The sequence below is a fragment of the Marinobacter sp. CP1 genome (genome assembly GCF_001266795.1).
Lineage (GTDB): Bacteria > Pseudomonadota > Gammaproteobacteria > Pseudomonadales > Oleiphilaceae > Marinobacter > Marinobacter flavimaris.
In genome coordinates, this window is the sequence record NZ_CP011929.1 from 308,081 (window position 1) to 328,857 (window position 20,777).

General features: G+C 58.3%; 15 protein-coding genes. 4 read left to right on the plus strand and 11 right to left on the minus strand.

From position 1 onward, the window contains the following. Positions 1–129: 129 nt before the first annotated feature. Positions 130–1,584 (minus strand): glyceraldehyde-3-phosphate dehydrogenase, encoded by a 1,455-nt coding sequence (locus ACP86_RS01440; RefSeq protein WP_413540232.1) that lies wholly within the window; start codon positions 1,582–1,584, stop codon positions 130–132. Between the two features lie 235 nt (positions 1,585–1,819). Between ACP86_RS01440 and mfd the strand changes: the two genes are divergently transcribed. After that, entirely contained in the window at positions 1,820–5,353 is a 3,534-nt protein-coding gene (gene mfd / locus ACP86_RS01445) for a transcription-repair coupling factor (protein WP_053112425.1), read from the plus strand. A gap of 29 nt (positions 5,354–5,382) precedes the next feature. Beyond that, the gene (locus tag ACP86_RS01450; protein ID WP_008175078.1) at positions 5,383–6,210 is read left to right on the plus strand and encodes a CsiV family protein; all 828 of its coding nucleotides are present in this window, start codon (positions 5,383–5,385) and stop codon (positions 6,208–6,210) included. Here the strand turns inward: ACP86_RS01450 and ACP86_RS01455 are convergent. From ACP86_RS01455 to ACP86_RS01475, 5 genes are read right to left on the minus strand one after another with little or no spacing between them, the layout of a single operon-like run. Beyond that, positions 6,185–6,973, minus strand: coding sequence for an S-methyl-5'-thioinosine phosphorylase (locus ACP86_RS01455; RefSeq protein ID WP_053112427.1), 789 nt, complete (start codon positions 6,971–6,973; stop codon positions 6,185–6,187). The genes ACP86_RS01450 and ACP86_RS01455 overlap by 26 nt on opposite strands. After that, positions 6,970–8,193: a mechanosensitive ion channel family protein gene (locus ACP86_RS01460; RefSeq protein WP_053112428.1), complete on the minus strand. Its 1,224-nt coding sequence runs from the start codon at positions 8,191–8,193 to the stop codon at positions 6,970–6,972. The genes ACP86_RS01455 and ACP86_RS01460 overlap by 4 nt, the downstream gene beginning before the upstream one ends. A gap of 24 nt (positions 8,194–8,217) precedes the next feature. Beyond that, complete coding sequence (locus tag ACP86_RS01465; protein ID WP_053112429.1) at positions 8,218–8,712, minus strand: L,D-transpeptidase; 495 nt, start codon at positions 8,710–8,712, stop codon at positions 8,218–8,220. 55 nt (positions 8,713–8,767) lie between these two features. Then, positions 8,768–9,445: a TetR/AcrR family transcriptional regulator gene (locus ACP86_RS01470; RefSeq protein ID WP_008173132.1), complete on the minus strand. Its 678-nt coding sequence runs from the start codon at positions 9,443–9,445 to the stop codon at positions 8,768–8,770. Positions 9,446–9,505: 60 nt separating this feature from the next. Then, the gene (locus ACP86_RS01475) at positions 9,506–10,408 is read right to left on the minus strand and encodes a hypothetical protein (protein ID WP_053112430.1); all 903 of its coding nucleotides are present in this window, start codon (positions 10,406–10,408) and stop codon (positions 9,506–9,508) included. A gap of 174 nt (positions 10,409–10,582) precedes the next feature. Here ACP86_RS01475 and ACP86_RS01480 point away from each other — a divergent pair, with 174 nt between their 5' ends. Further along, complete coding sequence (locus ACP86_RS01480) at positions 10,583–11,203, plus strand: riboflavin synthase (RefSeq protein WP_053112432.1); 621 nt, start codon at positions 10,583–10,585, stop codon at positions 11,201–11,203. A gap of 13 nt (positions 11,204–11,216) precedes the next feature. On the opposite strand, the gene ACP86_RS01485 is transcribed toward ACP86_RS01480, so the two are convergent. From ACP86_RS01485 to ACP86_RS01500, 5 genes are all read right to left on the minus strand, one after another. Continuing rightward, positions 11,217–12,365 carry a class I SAM-dependent methyltransferase gene (locus ACP86_RS01485; RefSeq protein WP_053115434.1) on the minus strand — a complete coding sequence of 383 codons (1,149 nt, stop codon included), beginning with the start codon at positions 12,363–12,365 and terminating at the stop codon, positions 11,217–11,219. A gap of 165 nt (positions 12,366–12,530) precedes the next feature. Continuing rightward, positions 12,531–13,577 (minus strand): class I SAM-dependent methyltransferase, encoded by a 1,047-nt coding sequence (locus ACP86_RS01490; RefSeq protein ID WP_008173127.1) that lies wholly within the window; start codon positions 13,575–13,577, stop codon positions 12,531–12,533. Between the two features lie 124 nt (positions 13,578–13,701). Continuing rightward, complete coding sequence (locus tag ACP86_RS22930) at positions 13,702–13,875, minus strand: hypothetical protein (RefSeq protein ID WP_008173126.1); 174 nt, start codon at positions 13,873–13,875, stop codon at positions 13,702–13,704. Between the two features lie 120 nt (positions 13,876–13,995). After that, on the minus strand, positions 13,996–14,679 hold the full coding sequence (can, locus tag ACP86_RS01495; RefSeq protein WP_008173125.1) for a carbonate dehydratase: 684 nt from the start codon (positions 14,677–14,679) through the stop codon (positions 13,996–13,998). 65 nt (positions 14,680–14,744) lie between these two features. Next, the gene (locus ACP86_RS01500) at positions 14,745–19,631 is read right to left on the minus strand and encodes an NAD-glutamate dehydrogenase (protein ID WP_053112434.1); all 4,887 of its coding nucleotides are present in this window, start codon (positions 19,629–19,631) and stop codon (positions 14,745–14,747) included. A 163-nt stretch (positions 19,632–19,794) separates the two neighbouring features. Here ACP86_RS01500 and ACP86_RS01505 point away from each other — a divergent pair, with 163 nt between their 5' ends. After that, the gene (locus tag ACP86_RS01505; protein ID WP_008173123.1) at positions 19,795–20,757 is read left to right on the plus strand and encodes an AAA family ATPase; all 963 of its coding nucleotides are present in this window, start codon (positions 19,795–19,797) and stop codon (positions 20,755–20,757) included. The last annotated feature ends 20 nt before the right edge of the window (positions 20,758–20,777 follow it).

Genomic DNA, 20,777 nt, shown 5'->3' on the forward strand with positions numbered 1-20,777 from the left:
AGAAACCGGAACCGGTTGTGCGTCGACAGCCAAACCAGTCGTTTAGCTGACCGTAAAAACAAAAAACCCCGACAGCAATCGCTATCGGGGTTCTGAACACCATTACTTCACCAGATCGGCGCGATTCGCTCAGTCTCTCGCACGTTTGGGGAAGATCGGGTAATTTACGCCGGCCATCTGGTTGACCACACGAATCACCTGCGCGCTGTAGCCGAACTCGTTGTCGTACCAAACATACAGGATCAGACGCTTGCCACTGGTGATGGTTGCCTGGGCATCAACGATGCCGGCATGGCGGGAACCGACAAAGTCGGTGGAAACCACTTCCGGAGAGTTCACGAAGTCGATCTGCTTCTGCAGCTCCGAGTGCAGCGCCATATCCCGCAGGTATTCGTTAACACCTTCCACATCAACGTCTTTCTTGAGGTTGAGATTCAGGATCGCCATGGACACGTTCGGCGTTGGCACCCGGATCGCATTACCGGTCAGCTTGCCCTTCAGAACCGGCAGCGCCTTGGAGACAGCCTTGGCGGCCCCCGTCTCGGTAATTACCATGTTCAGGGCGGCGCTGCGCCCGCGGCGGCTGCCCTTGTGGTAGTTATCGATCAGGTTCTGGTCGTTGGTGTAGGAGTGCACCGTCTCCACGTGACCATCTTCGATGCCGTATTCGTCTTCAATCGCCTTCAATACCGGTGTGATGGCATTGGTGGTACAGGAGGCGGCTGACAGGATCCTGTCTTCGTCAGTAATCCAGTCGTTGTTGATACCATAAACGATGTTCTTGATATCGCCCTTACCCGGCGCCGTCAGGATAACGCGGCTGACGCCTTTTGATTTCAGGTGCAGGCCAAGACCGGCTTCATCACGCCACTTACCGGTGTTGTCGATCACGATGGCGTTGTTGATGCCGTAATCCGTGTAATCCACCTTGTCCGGCCCATCAGAGTAGATAACCTTGATATAGTTGCCGTTGGCAATCAGGGCGGATTCCTTCTCATCAACGGTAATGGTGCCATCGAACGGACCGTGCACGGAATCACGGCGAAGCAGACTGGCGCGCTTCTCGAGATCATTTTCCGCACCGCCCTGGCGAACCACAATCGCACGCAGACGCAGGTTGTTGCCACCCCCGGCCTTCTCGATCAGGATACGAGCCAGCAGACGACCAATCCGGCCAAAACCGTACAGAACGACGTCTTTGGTGTCATTGTTGGCATCTTCCTCGGACTGGGCAGCGTACTGCCCCACAACCGGGCCGATTTCACGCTTCAGGAATTCGGTCAGGTCGCCGCCTTCCTCTTTGAACTTGACCGCCAGCTTGCCGATATCCACGTGGGCACGACCGAGTTCAAGTTTGTCCATGGCCTGGAGGATCGGCAGGGTGTCGTGAACAGAAAGCTCGCTGTCTTCAACCTGGCGCACAAATCGGTGGGCACGGATGATATCGATAACCGACTGGTTGATGATGGCGCGGCCGTATACAGAAGTAACCACATTGTTTTTGCGGTAGAGGCGGCCGATCAGCGGAATCATGGCTTCCGCGGTGGATTCTCTTTCTGTCCAGTTGGACAGGTGCTGATTGATCTGTTCGTGACTCACGCTTGGACCTCTGCAATTGGCACTTGGAAATTGGGGCGCACATTATCCAATTTAATCCGGTCGACCGCAAATACGGCGGGCCATGACCTTCGTATAGGTCGCGCCGGCTAATAACGCAAACGCCGACCATGGCGCCGGCGCCATGACAGTGAGGGGCGCGAGCGTTAGAATACGCGCCTCACCGCTCCCGGACATCCACAGCAGGAGAACCTGACCGCCCATGAGCCAAGGTGCCAGCACACGCCCGTCACCCCTCCCCCTGATTGCCCCCGAATTTCCGTCTCGGCCGGCCGATCACCGAACATGGGGTCAACTGCACGGCAGCAGTGAGGCGCTGGCCATCTGCGAAAGTGCGCGCGCGCACAAGGGTCTGACCCTGGTCATTACCCGCAGCACCGCCGATGCCATCCGGCTTGAGCAGGCCATGCGCTTCTTCCTGGGGCTACCCCCGGAAGAAGACGGCCCGGCGGTCAGCGACGACGGGCTGGAACTGCTGTCGCTGCCCGACTGGGAAACCTTGCCCTACGATCTGTTTTCGCCCCACCAGGACATTATTTCCCGGCGAATCCGGACCCTGCACCGCCTGCCCGCAACCAGCCATGGGGTTCTCGTGGTTCCTGCACGCACGCTGATGCACAGGCTGCCGCCAGTAAATTACCTCCAGGGCAACACCCTGCTTCTGGAAGTGGGACAGTCCCTGGATATCAAGAGCTGGCGAATGCAGCTTGAGGCGGCAGGCTACCGGCATGCCGAGAACGTCTACGAGCACGGCGAATACGCGGTCCGGGGCGCCATACTGGACATTTTCCCCATGGGCGCCAGCCAGCCCTATCGGATTGACCTATTCGATGATGAGATCGAAACGCTCCGGACTTTCGACCCCGAGACTCAGCGCTCAATCGACCGGATCGAACGCATCGAACTGCTGCCCGCCTTTGAATTCCCCTGGCACAAAGAGGCGCGCTCCGGATTCCGCAGCCGCTGGTTCGAGCAGTTCCCGGATGCCGACAAAGACACCCCCATCTACCAGGACGTGACTCACGGCATTACCCCGCCGGGCATTGAGTACTACCTGCCGCTGTTCTTCGACGAGACGGCAACCCTGTTTGACTATCTGCCAGGCGCCACTCACGTTTTTACTGCGGACGGACTGAACGATGCGGTCAGCCACTTTGACAGTGAAACCCGCAACCGGTACGAAGATCGTCGTCACGATCGCCTGCGGCCGATTCTGCCGCCCAAGCTCCTCTTCCTGCAGCAGGAAGAGCTGTTCGGACAACTGAAGGCCTTCCCGAGGGTAACCGTCTCCGCGGAGACAAAGGATGCCGCGGGATCAGTTAACTGCCCCACGACAACCTTGCCGGATATCGCCATGGACGGTCGGGCCGCAGACCCTGCCGGTCGCCTCAAGCGGTTTCTGGGAGAGTTCGACGGCCACGTGCTGATATGCGCCGAATCGTCCGGTCGGCGCGAGGCGCTGATGGAGAATCTTGGCGAACAGGGTGTTGAATTGAAAACCCTGTCCGGCTGGCAGGCTTTTCTCGACGATAAGGAAAGCTCGGTCGCCATCACCATTGCCCCGATGGAGCAAGGCCTGGTTCTGCCCGAGCATTCCGTTGCCCTGATCACCGAGACCGCCCTGTTCGGCGAGCGGGTACTACAGCGGCGGCGCCGCGAGAAGCCTACGGAAACGGACGATGCCGGCTTCCGGGATCTGTCCGAATTGCGGATTGGTGCGCCGGTGGTTCATATCGACCACGGTGTTGGCCGTTACCTGGGCCTGGAGACCATCACCGTAGAGGGCGAAGCGAGCGAATTCCTGATGCTTGAGTACGCCGGGGGCTCAAAGCTGTATGTTCCGGTCTCCAGCCTGCACCTGATTTCCCGCTATGCCGGCAATGACACCGAACACGCGCCGCTGCACAAACTCGGGACGGACCGCTGGAGCACAGCGAAACAGAAAGCCCTTGAGAAGATCCGGGACACTGCCGCCGAGCTGCTGGATGTGTACGCCCGCCGGGAGGCGCGCAAAGGCTTCAGCTTCGAGGATCCCAAGGAAGCCTATCGTGCCTTTGCTGCCGGCTTTCCGTTCGAGGAGACACCAGACCAGCAGGTTGCTATCCAGTCGGTGTTCGAGGACATGACCAGCGAGCAGCCCATGGATCGCCTGGTGTGTGGCGATGTCGGTTTCGGGAAAACCGAGGTTGCCATGCGCGCGGCGTTCCTGGCTACTTGGTCGGGCAAGCAGGTGGCGGTTCTGGTCCCCACTACCCTGCTCGCCCAGCAGCATTATGAATCCTTCCGGGACCGTTTCTCGGATACCCCTGTGCAGGTCGAGCTGCTCAGCCGGTTCCGCACGGCTGGCCAGACCAGCAAGGCGTTGGAGGCGGTGGAGAACGGCCGGGCCGACATCGTCATCGGCACCCACAAACTGCTACAGGGCGACATCAAATTCAAGAATCTTGGCCTGGTTATCATCGACGAAGAGCATCGCTTTGGCGTTCAGCAGAAGGAAAGACTGAAAGCACTGCGGGCCGAAGTGGACATGCTCAACCTGACCGCCACCCCGATTCCGCGGACGCTGAACATGGCCATGGGGCATCTGCGGGATCTCTCGATTATCGCCACTCCTCCGGCCCGGCGGCTCTCGGTGAGAACTTTTGTGCGCCAGAAAGACAACGCCATGGTCAAGGAAGCCATACTGCGGGAGATTCTCCGGGGCGGTCAGGTCTACTTCCTCCACAACGACGTGGCCACCATCGAGAAGACGGCAGAGGATCTACGTTCGCTGATTCCGGAAGCGCGGGTGGGCGTCGCCCACGGGCAGATGAGAGAGCGTGATCTGGAAAAGATCATGTCCGACTTCTACCACAAACGCTTCAACGTGCTGGTGTGCACAACCATCATTGAGACCGGCATCGACGTTCCCAGCGCCAACACCATTATTATCGAGCGGGCAGACAAGTTCGGCCTGGCGCAACTGCATCAGCTTCGGGGCCGGGTCGGCCGTTCGCACCACCAGGCCTATGCCTACCTGCTCACGCCACCGCCGAAATCCATCACGGCGGACGCCAAAAAGCGTCTGGATGCGATTTCGGAGGCGCAGGACCTGGGTGCCGGCTTCATGCTGGCCACTCACGACCTGGAAATCCGCGGTGCCGGGGAGTTATTGGGGGAAGAACAGAGCGGGCAGATCGAAAGCATCGGCTTCACCCTTTACATGCAGCTGCTGGACGAGGCCGTCAAGGCCATTCGCGAGGGCCGAACCCCGAATGCCGACCTGCCACTTAGCCACGGCACCGAAATGAACCTGAGAATCCCGGCTCTGATCCCCGAGGATTATCTGCCGGATGTCCATAACCGCCTGATGCTCTACAAACGGATTGCCAGCGTGGACAGCCCGGAAGCATTAAAAGAACTTCAGGTTGAAATGATCGATCGGTTCGGATTATTACCGGATCCGGCCAAAAACCTGATCCGCCAGACCGAGCTTCGATTGCGTGCAGAAGCCCTGGGCATCGTGAAAGTCGATGCCGGCAAGGAGTGGGCGCGGATCGAGTTTGGCAGCTCGACACCGGTGGATCCGCTGGTTCTGGTTAAAAAAGTGCAATCCGCACCTGACCAGTACCGGCTCGAAGGCGCCAACAGCTTCCGTTTTCGGCTGAAGGATGCCACAACCGGTGGTAAACTCGACGGCATTTCCCGGATGCTTGGCGAGCTGGAGCCAGCAAAAAATGACGCGTCCGGCTCATGAACGGCCGACCAACAAGTGGAGTACGACCCTTGCAAATTGATGGAATTCGCTGGTGCCGATACCCGACCCGGGCCATCCTGGCAGCTCTGCTTCTGAGCTTTTCTCTAACAGGCGCCGCACAGCAGCTTGACAGGGCAACCTTGCCTCTTGAGCCCGGCACGCCGGTTCCGGATGACTACTACCGGGCGGAGTTTGTCATTCTTGAGCGGATCGTAGAGCCGGAAGCTGTGAACGAACGGATGTCTGATCGCTCGGTAGAGCCGCCCCTTGAGACCGAAGAGGTTCTCTGGTCATCGTTGGAGAATGGCACCACGGAAACCACACTGGAATTGGCGCCCCGAAAGGATCTCCATCTTGCCAGTGCCGCCGCCAGACTCGAACGCAGTGGCCGTTACCGTGTGCTTGTGGCTGCCGGTTGGTACGAGGCGTTTCCACCAGATTACGAGGGGACACCCTTGCGGGTTGAAGCAGGTGACTGGCTGAATGAGGCTCGCACCCGGGAGGTTGAGGGACACATCACCATCGACCGGCAACGCTATTTGCACGTCAATGTGCATCTGAACCACTGGCAACTGGCAGAAGAGACATCGGAGCCGCCTGTAGAGGCTGCGACCGAGCTCTCTGAAGAAACACCCCCCGCTCCGGACGCATCCGGAGCAAGTGACTCCGCCCCAATGTCAGCAGCAACCGGAGAAACAGCCGGTCAGCAACTACCTGTTCTGGCTGAACCCGCGCCCCTGGAATTGTTGACCTGGATTCGGGAAACCCGCCGGATGCGCAGTGAGGAAATCCACTTCCTCGATTCCCCCACGATCGGCGTGCTGGTGTTTTTCAAGAAGATTGAGGCAACGGAGTAAGCACCCCAAGGCCAGCCATCGAGACTTCGAGGATCCGCTTGACCCCGGACATTCCCTGCTCGATGGCCGCCTCAATTTCTTCCATGGTGATGATATGGTCGGATTTTCCAGCCGCCCAGTTCACCACCAAACCCAGACAGACGTAACGCATTCCAAGTTCCGCCGCCAGCGCGGCTTCCGGCATACCGGTCATTCCTACCAGGTCGCAGCCGTCCCGCTCCATCCGGATGATTTCAGCCGCGGTTTCCAGCCTCGGGCCCTGGGTTGCGCCATACACTCCGAAACCGGAAAACGGGACGTTTTCTGCTCCGGCGGCATCAATCAGGATCTGCCGCGCGCTCTCGTCGTAGGGCCAGGTGAAATCAATGTGGGTCACCGAGTCCAGACTGCCCCCGAAAAAGGTGCTGGCACGCCCCCATGTGTAGTCAACAATCTGGTCGGGAATAACCACATGGGCAGGTCCCATATCTGCATGAATACCGCCCACGGCGTTGACACCAACGACCGTTCGCACACCGGCATCGTAAAGGGCCTTGAGGTTCGCCCGGTAATTCACCTGATGGGGTGGAATACGGTGTGGGTTACCATGGCGCGACAGGAACATCACCGGCTGATCACCCAAGCGCCCCTCTACCAAGGGCGCTGAAGGCATGCCCCAGGGCGTTCCGGCTTTATTCTCGCCGGTGATTTCCAGGCCAGACAATGTGGTCAGGCCTGTACCCCCGATAATCCCGACAGGGTGCATTTTCTCCGGTGACGTCATTCTGACTCTCCTGAATCTTCTACATCTCCGGTGGTCTGGCGATTCTGCGATTTCTGCGCACTTTTCCCGGAGGAGGCTTCCCCACGCTTATCTTCCGAGTCGTCCGATTGCGATCCGGACAGCCGAACCCCTTCGGGCAAGTGCAGAGTCCGGGTCGGGAAGGCGACCTCAGCTCCGTAGCCTTCAATAATATCGCTGATCTTCAGCAGCACATCCTGTTTCACTTCGTGGAATGGAATCCACTGGGTTGTCTTGGTAAAGCAATACACCATGATGTCCAGTGACGAGGCATTGAAGGCCAGGAAATTCACAATCAGGGTCTCATCGCTCTCGATATCCTCATGCTGCTGAAGCATGGCTCTGATATCGTCAACGATCGTTGCCATCTGTGCGACATCCGCATAGCGGATGCCAATGGTCTCGTAGATCCGACGATTGCTCATGCGCGAGGGGTTTTCTACCGCAATGGTGGTAAACGCCGCATTCGGCACGTAAAGAGGACGCTTATCGAAGGTACGGATGGTCGTCAGACGCCAGCCGATATGCTCAACCGTACCCTCGATGTTCCGATCGGGCGATCGCACCCAGTCCCCGACCTTGAAGGGTCGATCCAGGTGGATGATAAAACCGCCGAAAAAGTTCGCCAGCAGGTCCTTGGCGGCAAAACCAACCGCAATACCGCCCACGCCGCCGAAGGCCAGTACCCCCGAAATGCTGTAGCCCATGGACTGCATGGCAATGAGCACGGCCGTAATGAGGACAACGGCCCGGGACAGTTTGCTCACCGCGTTGACGGTGGTGTAGTCCATGGGCTGTTTCATTTTCAGAGGAGATACGAGAATCCCCTCCGCTTCTTTGATCAATCGCAGAATCGCCCAGACCAGTACGAAGATGAAACCAATCTGCAGCACCGACTCATTGGCCTTGAAGATCTCCGCTTCCGAGTATTTGTGAGCCACTTCGGCAGCCCAATAGACCCCCTGCAGCCAGACAAAGGCGACCACCGGCTTGCGAGCCGCATGCAGCAAGGCATCGTCGAACAGGTTTTTGGTCTGGCTGAATTTGCGCTCAAGAGCCGCAATTATATGGCTGGCAATGTAGGCGACCGTGGCCGTTCCAAAAACCAGCGCAAAGACAACAATTCCGACACGCCAGGCTTCAGACAGCAGCCCGAAATTCTCGATCCAGCCATTCACCATGGCCATAACATCCCCGATCATCGGATTCCTCTGGTCTAGACAGTTTTATCGAATAGAAACGGCCGTTCCCGGCCTGACGCGATCAAACAGATCAATAATGTCTGCGTTGCGCATCCGCACGCAGCCATGGGACAACGGCACGCCCATGGGCTCGCTGTCCGGTGTGCCGTGAATGTATATGAAGCGGCGGAAAGTATCGACACCCGGGCCCCTGTTTTTGCCCCACTCGCGACCGCATAGCCAGAGAATCCGGCTCAGTATCCAGTCGCGTTCGGGATGAAGCCGGGCGAGATCCACGCTGTAGGTTTCGCCGGTGGGGCGCCGGGCACGGAATACTGCCCCAACAGGAAGACCGGCGCCAATACTGGCCCGGACATAGTGCTCACCACGCGGAGTGCAGCCACTGCCATCGCTCTCTCCCGGCCCGTTCAGGCCGGTGGAAACCGGATAGGTGGCAACAATCTCTCCGCCTTCGCTTTTCAGCTGCAGGCGCTGAAGGGTCAGGTCAATATCGATTCGAACAGATGCGGGGTGCGTCAAAACCGGCCAGGCTCCCTTGGAGGTTAAGAGGGAAGCCTAACCGAGAGAGAGGAATTCAGGCAACCGAGACCTTGCTGCCAGCTGGCGGGATCAGCATGGCGTCTTCGGCCTGCATGCCGGCTGCCAGGAAAGGCACCAGGCGGGCAGCAATTTCCTGGACGGTGGTTTCCACGCCCAACTTGTTCTGAAGAATATCGCGAAGCGCATCGCTGCTGGACATGGTAAACGCCGTTGCCCCCAGCATGAACTGGATACGCCAGTAGCGATCCACCGAGGAAAGCTGAGGCGTTGCTTCCTTGAGCAGGCGCATGAACCGGCTGAAGGGCTCGCTGTACTCTTGCTCAAGGAACTTGCGCAGATGGCCCTGTGACTGGGTATAGGCAAGCCCAAGCAGGCGCATGAAGATCGAGATACCCTTTTCGTTACGCTGGGGCATACGCACCGCACTCTCGGTAAGCGCCCAGAGCGTCTGATTCAAGGTTGGAGGCTTACCGCTGCACCGCTCTTCCAGCTCATCGAACGCGTTTTCCAGTGTGGCGGAAAACGGTGTCAGAAAGCGCGCAAACACCGCATGAATCAGTGCGTTCTTTGAACCAAAGTGGTAATTGACAGCGGCCAGATTTACTTTAGCCTTACTGGTAATCATTCGGAGCGAGGTTTCCGAAAAACCCCGGTCGGCGAACAGCTCTTCGGCTGCATCGAGAATCCGGTCAACGGTATCAGACTGCGCCATTTTGTTATCAATGCCTCTAGCAAACGTCTGTTTGAAACATACGTTTGAAGCGCATCTGTGTCAAGTTCTCGGCTCAGGCTCTGCGGCGACTTCTTCCCACCCCTGATCAATCGCTTCCTGATTACCCTCGAAAAAGGCTTTCTGAACGCGGCTGTACGCCTTCTCTGCCTCCAGCAGGTAAATCAGGTAAAGGCGCACGTGCTCCCGGCGAGTCAACTGGCGTGCCAGGACCCGGTTCTCCGACAGTCGCAACAGGTGGCCAAAACGCGTGTTCTTCAGCGCAGGGTTAAAATCCGACATCCTGGCACATTGCCAGATAAGGCCATCAGAGCCCTCCAGGTGGGCAACGTGCTGCCTTGCCTCGCGGAGCATCCGCTGCCGGGTCATAAGCAGATCAAGATAGGAAGGTTTTGTTGTGTAGATTCGGCGCACCGCCGGAATCCCGAGCAGCAGGATGATCACAAACGCACCGAAACCGCCGCCTGCAATCCAGGCTGGCACAAACCCGGTCAGCCCACTCAGAAAGATGGCTGCCGCAATCAAGGCACTGAATAACCAGAGGTCTCGGCCCCGACGCGCCTCGGCCATCGTAAAGTTGTCCGGCCAACCGTTCATCGCCAGCAGCTCAAAGTCCATCAGCAGCACCCGGTCGCATTGACGAAGCATCAACCGGAGTTTGCGTTGCCGGGATTCCGCCAGAATCCTCTCGGGCTTGCTGCTACCAGCGTCCCGATGCTGATCACCGCCCGAGGCTTCTTCGGACCCGGTTGCGGTATCCGGCGCCTGATCAACGGGCAGCGTTTCCGCGCCTTTTGCGGCATCCGCACCTGCAGCCGGCTCAGAAGGCTGGCTTCCCGCCTCCACGGGTGCGGGCACAGGATCGGCCGCCCGACCAGGGCGCAGCACGGGGGCCTGCGCCGGACTGTTTGCCCGGGTGGCGGCCTTACTCTGATTTTCAGCCATGGCAGATTGTCCGCATTCAGGGGTTATGAAGGGTATCGACCATGATGCAGGATACTTGAATGTTTACCCCGGTATACCGACATCAGTCGGGCCTTGGCATCAGTCAGCCCGCTCGCTATCCTTGGCGCACCTGCCGGAAAGGCGCCCCATACCACATTGAATGAGGTCAGGCTTATGTTCACAGGCATTGTCCAGGGCATTGCAACCATTGAAAACGTCACCGCAGAGCCCGGGCTCAGCACTTTTGCCATTCGCCTCCCCGCAGAAAAGGCAGATGGCGTTTCCATCGGCGCCTCGGTGGCAATCAACGGAACCTGCCTGACCGTCACACGCCAGGAAGACAGCGTGCTCTATTTCGATGCCATGCAGGAAACCCTGAGACTTACCACGCTGGGTGAGCTGACTACCGGGGACCAGGTGAATTTCGAGCGCGCCGCCCGCATTGGGGATGAAATTGGTGGCCACCTGCTTTCTGGCCATATACATACGGCGGCCAACATTGTCGAAATACGGCGTACGGAAAACAACGTCACGCTATGGTTTGAGGTGCCCGAGGAATGGGCCCGCTACATCTTCCCCAAAGGCTACATCGCCATCAATGGCGCCAGCCTGACTATTGGCGAGGTACGGGGCAACCGGTTCAACATCCATCTGATCCCGGAGACGCTGCGGGCCACAACCTTTGGGTCCTGTGAAGAGGGCCAGCGGGTGAATATTGAAATAGACAGCCAGACCCAGACCATCGTGGATACCCTGGCCCGGCTCGGGTATGACCGCCCGGCGCCAACATTGTAATCTGACAGGTTATTCAGCGGTTGCCAGCCCGAAACACCACGAACTTGGGGCTGGCGTCCAGCTGCTGCACTGACGAAAAGTACCGGCGCAGGCTTCGGTGATAGCCGAGGTGTCGATTTCCTACCAGGAGCAGGCGACCGCCCGGCCTCAGGTGTTGCGACGCCTGCTCGAATAACCGAAGTGCGATGTGATCACCGACCACACCACCCTCGTGGAACGGCGGGTTCAGTAGTATCAGATCAAAGGCTCCCGGATCGGACTCAATACCATCGCGATGGGAGAAAGCGGCTTTGGCATCCGGAAAGGCTTTTTCAACATTACGACGGGCACTGAGCACGGCCTGGCTTGAAACATCGCTGAAAACCAACTGCAGATCCCGTCGCTCCGACAGCGCCGCCAGGCCCAATACGCCGTTACCGCAGGCCAGATCAAGCACCGAATCGCCAGCCCTGGCCGTCGACACCTCGTTGACCACATGTGGCAACATCAGGCGGGTGCCGATATCCAGCTTTTCCCGGGCAAACACCGCCGGCAATGCCTCTATGCCCACATCACCTTTTCGGTCGCCCAATCGGTAACCTTTCCAGGTCGCTGACCAATCCGCGAGAGTCGCAGCGCCCCTGTTACATCGAATCACCCGCGCTTTCTTTCGCGCCGGCAGCACCTGCTCTGTCCGTACAGCTTCGGCGAACACATCAACGCTTCTTGCCGGTAGATGCTTGATCATGCCGCCTGCCAGCAACACGCCGGAATCCGCCATCACGCGATTGAGCCAGCGCAGCAACCAGGCCAGATAGTCGGCCTGGCGGGGTATTCTCAATACCACCAGGTCAAACGGGCCCTCGGGCGCATTAATCCAGCTGAAAACAGATTCAGGTGGCGTGACTTCCGGATTCAAAGAAGCATTATGTGCCAGGGCAGCGGGCAACACAGCACTGTCGGCCACCACGGTCGGAGAGAGCGCTGCCAGCCCCAGTGAAAGAGCCCCGAACTGATCATCCACCACCAGAACACGGGGCTCACCCAGGGCTGCCGCCGCGCAAATGGCTTCCTCAAGCAGAAGCTCGTCCGCCGCATCCCATGCCCTCAGCGTCGGATCACCTGTGCCTGGCCGGGCAAGAATCAGTGAGCCTCCGGAGAAATCAAGTTGGGCGGTTGTCATTTCGGGCATGCTGGAGGCCTTTTGTCACAAAAGCGCCATTCTAGGCTGTTTATTCTAGAAATTAACCCTAACGTGGAAGGTGTTCACGCTGAACATCCCTTTTCCGGTTGGCTCCGTTGTTCTGGACGCGAACCTCTTGCCCCTCACCCCAGGGGCTTTTTTCGTTCAGGAACGTCGAAAAGCGCGATAAACGGTAAAACGCTGATTCTCCCGCAATCGTTCAACCGGGCCGATACAGCGCTTCATCAATGGCTCGTAGGGCAGAAAACTGTTCGCCACCAGGCGCACCTCACCACCCGGCGCCAGATGGCGCACTACCTCCCGAAGAAAACGCTCAGTCATCGACAGGTCTGTTCTGACACCAGAGTGAAAGGGTGGATTACTGAGAATAACGGGCCATGAACCCTCGATGCCCGGAAGGCCGTCCGAAGCCATGATCCGCCCGGAAACGCCATTGCGCTCATAGGTGGCCCTTGCACAGATAACGGCCTGGGACTGAACATCAATCCCGTCGATCGTCAGCCGGGGAAGGTCCTGCCGCTCTTGCCAGCGATGGAGCCAGGCACCGAGGACACCCGCACCACAGGCAAAATCCAGAACCGGGCCAGACCGCAGAGGCGCCCTGTCCAGCGTTTCCATCAGCAAGCGGGTACCGTCGTCCAGCTCACCAAGACTGAAAATACCGGGCAGTCCGGCAACATCCAGGTGAACCGACTGGCAGTCAATCCCGGTCCAGGTCATCCACTCCCGAAGCGAGAATTCTGGAAGAGGTTCGATATTCTCAGCACACCAGACCTGGCAATGCCGGGCGCTATCGGTCTTGGTAGCCTGCGGCGCCACGGCCTTGAGTTGTTTCACGGCCCCGGCAATGCCTTCTTTCTTCTCACCTACCAGCACCAGTCGAGCGCGGGGTGCTGCCAGCCAGCGTGCCAGGGCAAGACGCAGGTCAAGCTCCGCCCGGGCCTTGGGAAGAAAAACCACGAGTGTGTCAAAGGTATCGGCAGCCAGAGCAGGATCGTCGTAGCCAAAACAGATCTGCCAGCCGTCGCGCCCGCTGAGTGAGGCACACACACCGGCATGCTCACTCATTGCCATACCGCCAGCGGGCAAATCCGTCAGCAGCTCACCAGCGGATACGCCCAAAAGGGCCAGCCTCCCCTGCACAAGGTGGCGGTTTCGCAACAGGACTTCATGGGAATTGGGCAATGACATTGATGGGCTTATCCCGAGTGGGTAGTTCAAAGACGGGATATGCTAACCGGAATGAGCCCTCGCGTCTCCCTTGAAAGACGGAGACCGGAGGGCCTTCAGAGAGGAAATACCATCAAATCTTCAATCACTTGTAACGGGCAACCGTTCCAACCCTCAGGGCGTCCTCCGGTGACATACCCCAGTCCTCAGCCTGACCGGCATCAGACGATTTCCGCCCCCGACCCCGTGACTCCGCGCTGGCCGTGGCATCTTTCCTCTGGTTCAGAACTGTCAGGGCTTTTTGCATCAATTCTTTCATGGTCACACTCCTCGCTTACTGCAGTATCTACTCTAGCAAAGCAGGAGGTGACCAACTGTGATGACGCCGAGGGTCAGGAAGTGACGCCCTTCACGAATTTTTGACGCAATTTTACATTCTTCACTGCATGATTTTCTGGCGTCCAGAGCGTACCGGCCTCTGAACCAGCTCATCGATGCTGTTCTGCCGTACCCGCTCACGATCTTCCTCGCAGGCTACCGACAACCCCATATCCCGCAGAACCCCATCCGAGACATCGTAGACAAAGCCATGAACCGTGAGCGGCTGACCCCGCCGCCAGGCTTCCTGAACAATGCTGTTCTGGCAAACATGCCCCACCTGCTCAACCACGTTGAGTTCGCACAGACGGTCGACCCGATCCTGAACGCCCGGCAGGGCATCGAGTACTTGCTGATGCCGGTCACGGACATCCTGAACGTGTCGAAGCCAGTTGCTGATCAGTCCAAATCCTTCATTGAGCAATGCCGCCCTGACGCCGCCACAGCCATAGTGGCCAACCACCAGGACATGTTTGACCTTCAATACTTCGATGGCGAACTGCAGTACCGACAGACAGTTAAAATCCGTGTGGACAACCACGTTGGCCACGTTCCGGTGAACAAAAAGCTCCCCCGGCAGAAGATCGACGATCTGGTTGGCGGGCACGCGGCTGTCTGCGCAACCAATCCACAGGTATTCCGGTGCCTGCTGATTCGACAGGCGGGTAAAAAACTGCGGATCCTGGGCCTTGATACCGTCTGCCCAGGCCCGGTTTTTTTCCAGAAGATGGTCAAGCTGACCCATTATCCCACTCCGTTTGATGATTCCCGTCCGGCGATTGAACGGGAATACGCATCCCAAAGCAATACTCAGTTGGTCTGCACTTCCACCTCCGCATGAGGCTGATGCATGGTGCTCTGGGCCAGATCCAGCAACTCACGCAGGGCCACAGAGAACATGGCGTACTCCGGCTCCCGCACACCCTTGAGCTCGGAAAGCATGGATTTCCAGCGGTCGATCATCTGCTGATGGCGGGACAGCCACGCCTCCACGCAGGCCGGCACGTCTTCCGGCTTGTCTGCCAGCTTCAAGACACCGGTGGTTAGCGCCCGCTGCTGCCAGTCGAGATCTTCCCGGAAACTTTCCCGGGCCAGGGCCTGCCAGTGTGAGCCGGGCTGCAGCGATGCAATGGCGCTCGCGAACCAGTTCAGATCCAGGCGGTCACCCAGCTCATAGTAGAGATTGGCCACCGTCTTCAGTGGCATGCCAGAGGCTTCGTGGGCCTCGATGATACCCAGAGACGAGTACAGGTGGCCGGTACCCGAAACCACGGACGCCAGCTCTGATGGCAGCCCGGCATCCACCAGAGCCTGATGCCGTTTCTCCCAGGTGGTTTTCGCCTGATCACCAAGATACTCGGGCAGCCCCGCTGTAATCGCCCAGACGCTGTCGGCAAAGCGCTCCATGTGGTGCTGAATGCTCAGCTCCGCCCGACGGTTGCGTAACAGCCAGCGCACCGAACGGCGCATCAGGCGCATCAGGTCCTGCATCAGCTCCATCTGTAGCTGGGCTGAGACATGGAAATCCAGAGCTTCAATCCTGTCCCACCAGTTATCAATGCGGAACACGTCACGGGCGATAATCCAGGCCAGAGCAATAGAGGCGGCATCGGCCCCAGTAGACTGGTTCAAACGCTCCACAAAGGTAATCCCCATGTGGTTGACCATGTCATTGGCAATCTGTGTCGCGATGATTTCACGCCGCAGCTGATGCTCTCCCAGCTCCTTCGAGAATTTCTGGGTCAGATCCCTGGGAAACACCTTGTACATTTCACCGGCCAGCAGGGGATCGTCAGGCAGGGTGCTGTCGATCAAGGTCTGCTTCAGGTCGCCCTTCACATAGGAAATGAGAACCGACAGTTCCGGCCGGGTCAGCCCTTTCTTGTCCAGCTTGCGCTCGGACAGGGTCTCGTCATCGGGCAGGAACTCCAGGGCACGGTTGAGCTTGCCCTCGCTCTCAAAGGTATTCATCAGCCGGCGATACTCTTCCAGCCGGGTCGCTGCATCCTCGCTGGCAATACTGATGGCCTGGGTCTGCCGGTAGTTGTTCTTGAGCACCAACTCCGCGACGTCATCGGTCATCTCCTCAAGCATGATGTTGCGCTGCTTGTTAGTGAGATCACCCATGGCAACGGCCCGGTTGAGCAGGATCTTCATGTTGACCTCGTGGTCAGAACAATCCACACCGCCGGAGTTGTCGATAAAGTCCGTGTTCAGGCGTCCGCCCTTGAGCGCAAATTCAATGCGACCGAGCTGGGTAAGCCCAAGGTTGCCGCCCTCACCGACCACCTTGCAGCGAAGATCCGAACCGTTGATCCGCAGACCGTCGTTGGCCTTGTCGCCCACATCACTGTGGGATTCACTGGCGGCCTTCACATAGGTGCCAATGCCACCGACCCAGAGCAGGTCGACCTGGGCCTTGAGGATGTGCGAGATCAGCATGTTTGGTGGCACCCGATCCGATTTGATACCCAGCAGTTTCTTCATTTCCGGGCTGACCGGGATAGATTTTGAATTCCGGCTGAAAACCCCGCCTCCCTTGGAAATCAGCTTGCTGTCGTAATCGGTCCAGGCGGATCGCGGAAGTCCGAACAGACGCATCCGTTCCTTGTAGCTCTTCTCCGGATCCGGTGAAGGGTCGACAAAGATATGCACGTGGTTGAAAGCAGCGACCAGCTTGGTCTTCTCTGAGCACAACATGCCATTGCCGAAGACATCACCACCCATGTCGCCAATGCCGATGGCGGTGAACTCGTCCAGCCCGGGGTTGATGCCCATTTCCCGGAAATGCCGCTCTACAGAGACCCAGGCACCCCGGGCCGTGATGCCCATTTTCTTGTGGTCGTAACCATTACTTCCGCCGGAGGCGAAGGCATCGCCCATCCAGAAACCGTATTCCGAGGCCAGACCATTGGCGATGTCCGAGAAGGTTGCCGTACCCTTGTCAGCCGCCACAACCAGGTAATGGTCGTCGTCGTCATGACGGATCACCCGTTCCGGCGGCGCAATGCCGGCATCCACCAGATTGTCGGTGATATCCAGCAACCCCCGGATAAATGTCTTATAGGCTTCGATGCCCTCGGCCTGGAAAGCCTCCCTGTCCGACGGATCCGGCAGGCGCTTGGCCACAAAGCCACCTTTGGCGCCAACCGGCACGATAACCGCATTCTTGACCTGCTGAGCCTTGACCAGCCCAAGAATCTCGGTGCGGTAATCCTCAAACCGGTCTGACCAGCGCAAGCCGCCGCGGGCGACCTTGCCACCCCGCAGGTGTACGCCTTCGACGCGCGGCGAGTACACGAAAATCTCGAACATCGGCATGGGCAATGGCATGTCCGGAATCCGGGATGGATCAAATTTCACGCTGATGTAGGGCTTGGGACCACCGGACTCGCCATGCTGGTAGTAGTTGGTACGCAGTGTCGCCTGGATCAATTCCAGGTAGAGCCGAAGCACCCGGTCTTCACTGAGGTTCTCCACATTTTCGAGGCCGGCATTGAATTCGATTTCCAGTTTCTGCTGGGCCGCCTGGCTCTTCCCGGGGCTCTGGTAACGCTCCGGATTGAAACGTATTTCGAAAAATTCCAGCAGCAGGCGGGTCAGCTCAACGTGGTTCACCAGCGTGTTGGAGATAAAGGTCTGACTGTTGGAAAAGCGTATCTGGCGCATATACCGGGCGTAGGTCCGCAGCAGCGCGATTTCCCGCCAGCTCATGTAGGAAGAGAGCAGCATCCGGTTGAAGGCGTCGTTTTCCGCTTCTCCGTACCACACCCGGCGGAACAGCTCCTCAAAGATCGGACGGATACGATGAATATCGACAACAGTTCCCTGGTGAGCCTGGAGCGTGAAGTCGTGAATCCACACCGTTTTGTTGTGCCGGTCGGTGACCTCGAAGGGGTGTTCGCCGATAACCCGGAAGCCGAGGTTGTCGAAGATCGGCATCACATCGGAAAGCGGCAACGGTTCGTCCGGGTAGAAAAGCTTGAAATGCAGCGTGCTCTCGTCTTCTTCCAGAGCCCGGTAGAAGCTCATGGCAAGGTCATGATTGTTCGCCGATGAAGCGATATGCTCCAGGTCGATCGCCGCTCGCCTGGGCGAGAACATATCGGTGTAGCTGGCCGGAAAACCGCCCGCCCACAAGCGATAGAGCTCATTGCCCTGCTCTTCGCCCCAGGCCTCACTCAGGGCTTCAGACAACCCATCACGCCAGGACTGGGCAAGCTCGATAACCTTTTCCCGGATCTCCGCCGTGGGCAGTTGGCGGTTCTCGACCTGGGGTACCCGGATGGTGAACTGGACCCGCGCAAGGACCGACTCGGAAAAGTGGGTGACAAACTCGACGTCTTCCGCTCCCAACCGGTCAACCAGCACCTGCTCGACTTTCAGCCGTAGTTCGGTGTTGTAGATGTCCCTCGGAAAGAACGCCAGACAGGTAACGAACTGCCCATAAACGTCTTCCCGCAGGAACAATTCGATCCGGCGACGCTCCTGGATGTACAGGATACTTTTGGCCACCTTGAGCAGTTCATCCTGCTCGATCTGGAACAGTTCGTCCCGGGGATACACTGTCAGGATCTGTTCGAGTTCTTTACCGGCGTAGTCGTCACGCAGAAAACCGGACCGTTTCATCACGCTCTGGAATTTACGGCGCAGCAGGGGAATCTCGTCCGGCCGCTCGTTATAGACGCGGGCGGTGTAAAGGCCCAGGAACCGCCGCTCACCGACTACCTCGCCTTTGCTGTTGAATTTCTTGACTGCGATGTAGTCCGGGTAGGCGGGCCGATGCACCCGCGAGCGCTGGGCCGATTTGGCGAAGATGAAAATATCATCGCTTCGGGTCATCTCGTGGCGCGTGCGCTGCGGCAGTTCGTTCAGGCGAACCCGGTCCGGGCGCTCGTTATTGACCCGGAGGATACCCAGTTCGGAATTCTCTACCCGACGCACCACCATGCCACTCTTGTCCTTGGCAAAGTCGTACTCATCGTAGCCAAGGAACGTAAAATGGTCCCGGGCGAGCCATTCCAGAAACGCCCTGGCCTCTTCTTTCTGCTCCTCGTTAATGCCCGCCGTGGTGTTGTCCAGCTCACCGAGAATCTCGTTCACTTTCTCGGTAACTACCGGGAAGTCGCTGACAGCGATCCGCACCTCATGAAGCACGTTCTGCAGGGTATCTTCCAGATCACGGAGATCCTCGGGATTACTGTGCCGATCAATCTCGAGGACAATGAACGCCTCGTAGTCCGAACCGGAGGCTTTCTTTTTAGACGTGTGCAGCTTCTCGAGTTTGCCATTCTGGTCGCGGTTCACCTGCAGGATCGAGTGCTGGATAGAATGGGTACCGATCTCCCGGTGGTTGATCGCAATGCGCAGGGAATCGATCAGAAACGGAATGTTCGGATGCAGGATAAAAACAACGGTGTGGGTCGATTGCCAACCGTCACTCTCCAGGTCGGGGTTGAAAACAGCAACCGGAGTTTCCTCGGCAGACCGCTTCTGCAGAAACTGCCAGGCGGCCAGAACGGCGCCGTAGGTATCCGCAAATCGTCGACTGACCAACTCTTCAAGGGGAATATGAGCATAATGCTGCTTGGCAAATTCGCTGATTTTCTTGGCTTCGGTTTTGGAAATCTTCTTAGCGAAAGCGTCAGCCAACTGTTCAAAGAATTGATCCTTGCTGGCCACTGTCAGCGCATTCATGGTCGACCTCAGTTAGTGTGAAATAAACGTAATCGGCGTATCGTCACATAAGCATAGTCAAACCCTTGATTTTTGCCGGCCAGACGCCAAAACTTCGGCAACTACCTACGCACGATACGGGTTTCTCCGGAAAATCCTCAGATACAGAGAGCAGTCATTTCCAATGTCGCTACAGCATACGTTCGGTGAGTTACGGGAACAGTTAGCCAAACGGATAATCGGGCAGGAAAAACTGGTGGATCGTCTGCTGATCGCGCTTCTTGCCGACGGCCACCTGCTTGTAGAAGGCGCCCCGGGGCTGGCAAAAACCACGGCGATCAAGGCGCTTGCCGACCATCTGGAAGGCGACTTTCACAGAATCCAGTTTACGCCAGACCTGCTGCCCTCAGACGTTATGGGCAGTGAAATCTACCGCCCGGAAACCGGGCAGTTCGAATTCCAGCGCGGCCCCATCTTCCACAACCTGGTGCTTGCGGATGAAATCAACCGTGCGCCTGCCAAGGTGCAGTCTGCCCTTCTCGAGGCCATGGGTGAACGCCAGATCAGCGTCGGGATGCGCACGTTTCCGCTGGACCGGCTGTTCCTGGTGATGGCCACCCAGAATCCCATTGAGCAGGAAGGTACCTACCCGCTGCCCGAAGCCCAGCTGGACCGCTTTCTGATGCACGTGGTTATCCACTACCCGTCGGCGGAAGCGGAGAAGGCCATCCTGCAACTGGCCCGTAACGATTATCGTCACGGCCTTCCGAAAACGGACCTTCGCCTGACGCCAGACCAGGTGTTTGATGCCCGCGCGGAAGTCGCGAACATCTACATGGCGGAACCCGTAGAGCAATATTTGTTGGCCCTGGTGCTGGCAACCCGCGACCCGGCGGCACTGGACCCGGAACTGGCCCGGTGGACAGCCTTCGGCGCCAGCCCCCGTGGCACCATCGCCCTGGACCGCTGCGCCCGGGCGTTGGCCTGGCTAGACGGCCGGGATTACGTAACACCCGACGATGTCCGAGCCATGGCCTTCGATGTGCTACGACACCGCATCCTCCTCACGTTCGAAGCAGAGGCCGAAGGCATGACCGCTGACACGGTTATCGAACGGCTGATCGAACGTGTTCCGGTGAGCGCCTGAAGCCATCGACGGAAGCAAGA